Annotated in this window: 2 protein-coding genes and 1 pseudogene; all 3 read left to right on the top strand. The window is 78.0% G+C overall.

Annotated features, from left to right (window positions below; genetic code table 11):
• The first annotated feature begins 117 nt into the window (after positions 1 to 117).
• The gene (locus tag DZF91_RS14115) at positions 118 to 1,638 is read left to right on the top strand and encodes a glycosyltransferase family 4 protein (RefSeq protein ID WP_117357929.1); all 1,521 of its coding nucleotides are present in this window, start codon (positions 118 to 120) and stop codon (positions 1,636 to 1,638) included.
• Between the two features lie 76 nt (positions 1,639 to 1,714).
• A pseudogene (locus tag DZF91_RS42670) lies at positions 1,715 to 2,974 on the top strand (alpha-(1->3)-arabinofuranosyltransferase domain-containing protein); the annotation flags it as partial.
• A 103-nt stretch (positions 2,975 to 3,077) separates the two neighbouring features.
• The coding region (locus DZF91_RS14105) for an alpha-(1->3)-arabinofuranosyltransferase domain-containing protein (protein ID WP_328589168.1) at positions 3,078 to 5,611 on the top strand (2,534 nt) is incomplete at its 3' end.

Raw genomic sequence — 5,611 nt, 5'->3', positions numbered from 1 at the left:
GGCGTCCGGCGCGGCGTCCGGCGCGGCGTCCGGCGCGTCCGCCGGTCCCGCGCAGCCCGAGACCGCCGGGCGGGTCGTGCTGCCGCCGCTCCCCGAGATCAGCGGGGCCGGACCGGGATGACGAACGACGACGTCCGCGGCCTGCGCGTGGCGATCGTGAACTGGCGGGACCCCGCGCATCCGGCGGCGGGCGGCGCCGAACGGTACGCCTGGGAGCTCGCCCGCCGGTTCGCCGCGCGCGGCGCCCGCGTCACCTACGTCACCTGCCGCGCGCCGGGGCAGGCGCGCCGCGAGCGGGTGGACGGCGTCGACCTCGTCCGGCTCGGCGGCCGGTTCACGGTGTACCCGCTGGTCCTGGCGTGGATGCTGGCGCACCGGCGGAGCTTCGACGCCGTGGTGGACTGCCAGAACGGCATCCCGTTCTTCACGCCGTGGGCGCTGCCGCGCCGCACGCCCGTCCTCTGCGCGATCTTCCACGTCCACGACGAGCAGTTCGCGCTGTACTTCCCGCCGTGGCTCGCCTGGATCGGCCGGACGCTGGAGGGCCCGGTCGCGCGCCGGACGTACCGGCGGCACGCCTGCACCGCCATCTCGCCCACCACGGTCGAGGCGCTGCGGACCCGGCTCGCCTGGACGGGCCCCGTCTACCTGGTCCCGGTGGGCGTGGACGCGCCGCACGTGACGCCTTCGCCGCACGTGACGCCTTCGCCGCACGCGACCCCCTCGCAGGACGGCCCGCCGTCGGGCGCGGCGAACCCGCCGCCCCCGCGACGGCGGCCGGACCCGGCCGCGCCGAGGCTGGTGTGCGTCACGCGGCTCGTCCCGCACAAGCGCGCCGACCTGCTGCTCGACCTGGTCGAACGGTGCCTGCCGGAGCGCCCGGGACTGCGGCTGCGGATCATCGGGCGCGGCCCCGAGCAGGACCGGCTCGCCGCCGAGATCGCCGCGCGCGGGCTCGGCGGGGCGGTGGAGCTGCTCGGGTTCGTGCCGGAGGACGAGAAGGCCGCCCTCGTCGCGGACGCCGACCTGCACCTGAGCGCGTCGCGCGGCGAGGGCTGGGGCCTGGTCGTCGCGGAGGCCGCCGCGCTCGGCGTCCCGACGATCGCCTACGACGTGGACGGCCTGCGCGACGCGGTCCGGGACGGCGCGACCGGCTGGCTCGCCGCCGACACCGGCGACGCCGCCGAGCTCGTCCACACCCTGGACCGGGCGCTCAAGGAGCTCGCGGACCCCGCCCGCCGGGACGCCGTCGCCGCCGCCTGCCGGGCGTGGGCGGCCGAGTTCGACTGGGAGCGCACCGCGGACCGGATGGGCGCGCTGGTCGCGGCGTCCGTCCGGCGCGGGACGAGCGGGACGGCCGGTGCGGACGCACAGGTCGTCCGCCGGTACGGTGACGGTCACCTGCTCGTCGCGGAGGGCCCGGTCCGGGACGAGCTGGTCGCCTTCGGCGAGGCCGTCCCGGTGCGCCCCGCGACCCCGTTCGAGCGCCTGCTCGGCCGCGTCGAGGACGCCGACCGGAACGGTGTCGAGGTCACTGACCGGAACGGCGTCGAGGACGCCGACCGGAACGGTGTCGAGGACGCCGGCGGGGTGGCGGGCGGAGGCGAGGAGGGTCTTGGCTCCGCCGCCGAACGCTGACCCGGCGGGAGGCGGGGAACGGGACGGAGCGGGTCCGGGGGAGGGCGTCAGGGTGTTCGGCGACTCGTCCGCGACCATGCCGGACGGCGTGCCCGCCGTCCCCGAGACCGGCGCCCCCGCGCCCCGCGACTCCGGCAGCCGTGGCTCCGCTCGCGACTCCGGCCGTGACGGCTCCGTGCGTGCGGACGCCGCTCCCGTCGAGGCGTCCGTCGATCCGCGGTTGCGGGACCGGCTGCGCGTGCTGGTGTGCTGCCTGGCGCTGACCGCGCTCTCCGTCTGCACCAAACCTGGCCTGCTGCTCGCCGACACCAAGGTCGACATGGTGCTGGACCCCGGCGCGTTCCTCGGCCGGGCCCTGCACCTGTGGGACCCCGAGCAGTTCGGGCAGCTCCAGAACCAGGCGGCCGGGTACTTCGTCCCGATGGGCCCGTTCTACTGGCTCGGGCACGCCGCCGGGATGCCGCCCTGGATCGTCCAGCGGCTGTGGTTCGCGCTGCTGATGTGCGCGGCGCTGCTCGGCGTGCGGGCGCTCGCGGCGCGGCTGGAGATCGGCGGTCCGGCGGCGCGGCTCGCGGCGGGCACGGCGTACGCGCTGAGCCCGCACGCGCTGTCGGCGCTCGGCCAGAACTCGTGGGAGTACCTGCCGCTCGCGATGCTGCCGTGGACGGTCGTGCCGCTCGCGACGGCCGCGCGGCGGGACGGCGGCCGGATCCGCGCCGCCGCCCGGTCCGGGCTGGCCGTGGGGTTGTGCGGCGGCATCAACGGCACCGCGACCGTGGCGGTGCTGACCGTCCCGTTCCTGTTCCTGCTGACCCGTCCGCGCGGGACGCACCGGTTCCGGCTGCTCGGCTGGTGGACGGGCGCGGTGGCGTGCGCGGTCGGCTGGTGGCTGGTGCCGCTCGTCCTGACCGGGCGCTACGGGTTCTCCTGGCTCGGCTACACCGAGCAGGCCGACACGACGACCGCGACCACGGGCCTGGTGGACGTGCTGCGCGGCGCCGAGCGCTGGATCAACTACCTGCCGCAGGCGCTGCCGGTCGGGGACGCGCTGGCCGCGAGCGCGTGGCTGGTCGTGGCGACCGCCGTCCTCGCCGCGCTCGGGCTCGCCGGGCTGGTCCGCCGCGACCTCCCGGACCGGACGTTCCCGCTGCTGGTGCTGCTCGGCGGTGTCGCGGTCGTCGCGGCCGGGCACATGAGCCGGATCGAGGGGCCGCTCGCCCCGCACCTGCGCGACCTGCTGGACGGCCCGCTCGCCCCGCTCCGCAACCTGTACAAGTTCGACGGGATGGTCCGGCTGCCGCTCGCGCTCGGCATCGCGCACCTGCCGGGGACGCGCGCTCGGCATCGCGCACCTGCCGGGGACGCTGCGGGAGCGCCGCCTGCGGCTCGGCGCGCTCGCGGCGGCGGGCGCGACGCTGGTCGCCGTCGCGACGCCCGCGATGGCGAGCGGCCTGGCCGCGCCCGGCGGGTTCCCCGACGTCCCGCGCTACTGGCGGGACGCGGCGGCCTGGCTGAACGCACGCGCAGGGGAGCAGTCCGTCCTGGCCCTGCCGGGTTCGCGGACGGGCGACTACACCTGGGGACGGCCGATGGACGACGTCGTCCAGCCGCTGCTGCGGACGCGCTGGGGCGCGCGGCAGATGGTCCCGCAGGGGTCACCGGGATACGCGCGGCTCCTTGACGCGATCGACCAGCGCGTCACGGCGGGCCGGGGCTCGGCCGGGCTCGCCGAGGTGCTGGCGCGCTCCGGCGTCCGGTACCTGCTCGTCCGGAACGACCTCGCGCGCGGCGACCTGCTCGGCGCGTGGCCCGCGCGCGTGCGCCAGGCGCTCGACGGCTCGCCGGGCGTGAAGCGCGTCGCGGCGTTCGGGTTCCAGCCGGGCGGCTGGGGCGACGACGCGGTCGGCTCGCGCGACCAGCCGTATCCGGCGGTCGAGGTCTACCAGGTGGGCGGCGCTCAGCAGGTGGCCTCGCTGGTCGCCGCGGACGGCGCGGTCCGGCTGCGCGGCGGCCCCGAGGGGCTGCTCGACCTGGCCGACGCGGGGGTGCTCAAGGGCCGTCCGGTGCTGGTCGGGGACGACGCGTCCGACCTCGGCGGGACGTCCGTGGCGTCCGACGCGGCGCGGCTGCGCACCCGGTCGCGGTCGGAGATCCGCGCGCAGATCGGCCCGACGCTGCCCGCGGGCGCGGAGCCGGACGCGTCCGGCGGCCTCGGCCCGGACCCGGGCGACCCGGCGTGGGACGGCGCGCGGACGGTCGCAGAGTACGCCGGGGTGAAGGCGGTCACGGCGTCGTCCTCGGCCGCCGACCCGGACACCCCGGTCGGGCTGGAGGACCCGTCCGCGCTGCCGTCCGCCGCCTTCGACGGCGACCCCGCCACCCAGTGGACCACCGGCGGCACGCGCGGCCCGGTCGGCCAGTGGCTGCGCGTGGACCTCCCAGCGCGCCTGGACCCCGGCGCGCTCCAGGTCGCCTTCGCCCGCAACGACCTGCTCGGCCCGGCCCCGGCGCGCGTCGCGGTCGAGACCGAGCGCGGCAGCCGCGAGCAGGACGTCCGGCCGGTCGCGGGCACCCAGACCCTGACGGCCCCGCCCGGCCCGACGTCCTGGGTCCGGCTGCGGATCGTCGCGGTCGCCGGGACGCCGCCTGAGGGCGCGCGGGTGGGCGTCCGGGAGCTGTCGATCCCCGGCGTGACCGCCGAGCGGTACCTGCGCCTCCCGGCCGTCCCCAGGCAGCGGGGCGGGACGACGTCGCCGCAGGTCATGGGCCGGGTGACGCCGCCGCGCAGCGAGTGCATGCGCGGCTCGGTCCGCTGGGTGTGCTCGCCCGACCTGGCGCGCGGCGACGAGGACGGGCCGGTCCTGCGGCGCGTCTTCACCGGCCGCGGCGGGACGGCGGCGGTCACCGGCCGGGCCGTCGTCACCGATCCGGGCCTGGCCGACCGGCTCACCCGCGGCCACGCGCGGACCCGCGTCGTGGCGAGTTCGACGTGGACGGCCGAGGCCCCCGCGCAGCCCCGCTCGGCCGTGGACGGCGACCCGGCGACGACCTGGATCGCGGCGGGCGGCGACAAGCGGCCGACGCTGACGCTCTCCTGGGGGCGGACGCTGAAGGTGGGCGAGGTGACCGTGACCCGGCCGCCGGGGGTGCGCGGCGCGATGACGGTGACCGTGCTCGGACGGCACGGCGCGGTCCGCGAGGGACTGCTCGACGGGGCCGGGAGGCTGCGGTTCGCGCCGATGCGCACGGACCGGGTGACCTTGCGGTTCATGACGTCCCAGATACCCGTCCAGGTGTCCGAGGTCGCCATTCCCGGCGTCCCCGGCGTGCCCAGCGCTCCGAATGCTTCCGGTGGGCGGGCCGCACGGCCGTTCACGACGTCCTGCGGAACCGGCCCCGATCTCACACTCAACGGGCGCGCCGTGCAGACCCGCGTCTCCGGGACGGCGGACGACGTGCTCGCCGGGCGTCCGGTGACGTTCCGGGCGTGCCGGGACGTCCGGCTCGCGGACGGCGACAACCGCGTCAGCGCGGGCGGCGGCCGGTTCCGGGTGGACGCGTTGACCGTGGACCCCGGCGGCGCGCTGGCCGGGGCCGCGCCCGGCCGCACGGAACCGGTCACCGTCCGGTCGTGGGACGCGGGCGAGCGGCGGGTCCAGGTGAACGCGCAACGCAGGTCCGTCCTGGTGGTGAACGAGAACTACAACGCGGGCTGGGAGGCGGCGACGGAGAACGGCGGCAGGCTGCGGCCGGTCCGGCTGGACGGCTGGCGGCAGGGCTTCGAGGTCCCCGCCGGGACGTCGGGGACGATCACACTCCGGTACGCGCCCGACACCGCCTACCGGGGCGCGCTGTTCGGCGGTCTGGCGTTGCTGGCGCTGCTCGTCCCGGTCGCGGTGCGCCGCCCGGGACGCGGCACGCCACCGGCGCCCGGCCCCCTGCCCGCCGCACCGCCGCGAGCGCCCGGGACGCG

The organism is Actinomadura logoneensis (assembly GCF_003428695.1).
GTDB classification, from domain to species: domain Bacteria; phylum Actinomycetota; class Actinomycetes; order Streptosporangiales; family Streptosporangiaceae; genus Spirillospora; species Spirillospora logoneensis.
Note: the sequence above shows the minus strand (reverse complement) of the source record. Positions and strands in the feature narration are given on the sequence as shown.